A 1810-nucleotide genomic window follows, 5' to 3' on the forward strand; every position below is an offset into this window, starting at 1 on the left:
ACCGAGGCCTTGGGCATGCCCGTTGTGCCAGAGGTAAAGATGTGGAAGCAGGGCTGGCGCAGCTTGATCTGCGCGGTCTGCGGCGGGTTGGATGTCTCGGCCTTGAGTGTGCGGCGACGCAAGCTATCCGTGCCGGCAGGTGGCATCGAGGCGCCTTCGAACCACCATTGCGGGCAGAGTTCTGCGCGCTGCGCGGGCTCGATGCTGTCAAACGCGTCAACACACTCTTCGCCGAAGATCACCACGCGAGGCTTGGTGATGCGCAGGCTGTGCGCCAGTGGCTCGCCGCGTTGCTGGTTGTTGAGCAAGGTGGCGATGCCGCCCAGCTTGACGATGCCCAGCACGCAGGCCATCAGCTCGGCGCGGTTTTCCATCAGCACGCCGACCGAATCACCCTGGCGAATGCCGGCGGCTTCCAGGCTGTGGGCAACCTGGTTGGCCCAGGCGTTGAATTGGGCGTAGGTCCAGGTGCGGCCTTCGAACACCAGCGCGGGTGCGTCGGGTTGTTTGGCGGCCAGTTCGGCGTAGCGCAGGCCGAGCGATCCGATCTGGTCAGGCTTGAGCGTGACGAGGTTCCACAAGCCCTTGACCACGCTGGGCAGAGCTGGGGCGGTACGCAGGACACCGCCTGTCCATTGGATGAAGTTGATCGTTTGACTGGCCATCCGGGCAGTCTAGTGCGCAGGGCCCGTTTGTGGGAATGACCGACTTAACATCTGACGACAGCAAGGAAGCAAACGCGTCAGAATCCCCCACAAATCAATGCCTCGCAGCGGGCCTGGTGGATGGCTTGGCCGATGGCTTCGCCCTTCATGCCGCGTTGCTGCGCTGCAGCAGAAACGTCCGCTGTGCTGACCGCCAGGGCCAGGTCCAGCGCATGGTTCAAGCGGGCAGCTTGCGGGTAGGGCTCTTCGGTTTTTCCCAGCCGGCCGCGCGCATCGCATTCGCAGGCTTGCAGAATTTCGCGAAAGCGCTGTGGCTTGCGGATGGCGTCACAACGCTCCAGCAGACGCAGCACCGCTGCCGCATTGAGTTCGCCGCTGCGATGCACATTGCCGTGCTCGCGGGCCACCACATCGGCCAGTTCGCGGCACGCCACCGGCACACGCAGGCGTTCGTTGACCTGCTTGAGCAACTGCGCACTGCGGCCTTCGTGGCCCAGATGGCGCGGCAGCACATCGGGTGGCGTTGTGCCTTTGCCCAGATCGTGGCCGAGGCAGGCGTAGCGCACGGCCAGGGGCGTCTGCAACCGCGCGCTCATGTCCAGGACCATCATCAGGTGCACGCCGGTGTCGATCTCGGGGTGGTAGTCGGCGCGCTGTGGCACGCCCCACAGGCGCTCTACCTCGGGCAAGAGCCTGGCCAGTGCGCCGCATTCGCGCAAGACCTCGAACATGCGAGAGGGCCTGTCTTCCATCATGCCTCGCGCCAGTTCCTGCCAAACGCGTTCGGGCACCAGATGGTCCACTTCGCCGTCTTGCACCATCTGGCGCATCAGGGCCATGGTCTCGTCGGCCACGGTGAAGTCATGAAAACGTGCTGCGAAACGGGCCAGGCGCAGGACGCGCACGGGGTCTTCCGCAAAGGCGGCGGAGACATGCCTGAGCACGCGGGCTTGCAGATCACGTTGGCCGCCATAGGGGTCGACGAGCAGCCCGGCCTCGTCTTGGGCCATCGCGTTGATCGTGAGGTCGCGGCGTATCAGGTCTTCTTCGAGCGTGACCTCGGGCGAGGCGTGGATCTGGAAGCCGTGGTAGCCGTGGCCGCTCTTGCGCTCGGTGCGCGCCAGGGCGTATTCCTCTTTGGTCTG

At 65.0% G+C, this 1810-nt stretch carries 2 protein-coding genes; both read right to left on the reverse strand.

The genetic code is table 11. The annotated features are described in order from the left end of the window. Nucleotides 1-665 (reverse strand): AMP-binding protein (locus tag EPO09_RS10210; protein WP_290642747.1); only part of this gene is annotated, 665 nt, incomplete at its 3' end. 77 nt (nt 666-742) lie between these two features. Continuing rightward, the coding region (locus EPO09_RS10215) for a multifunctional CCA addition/repair protein (protein WP_290642748.1) at nt 743-1810 on the reverse strand (1068 nt) is incomplete at its 5' end.

Source organism: Aquabacterium sp., assembly GCF_004297345.1.
GTDB lineage: Bacteria > Pseudomonadota > Gammaproteobacteria > Burkholderiales > Burkholderiaceae_C > Aquabacterium.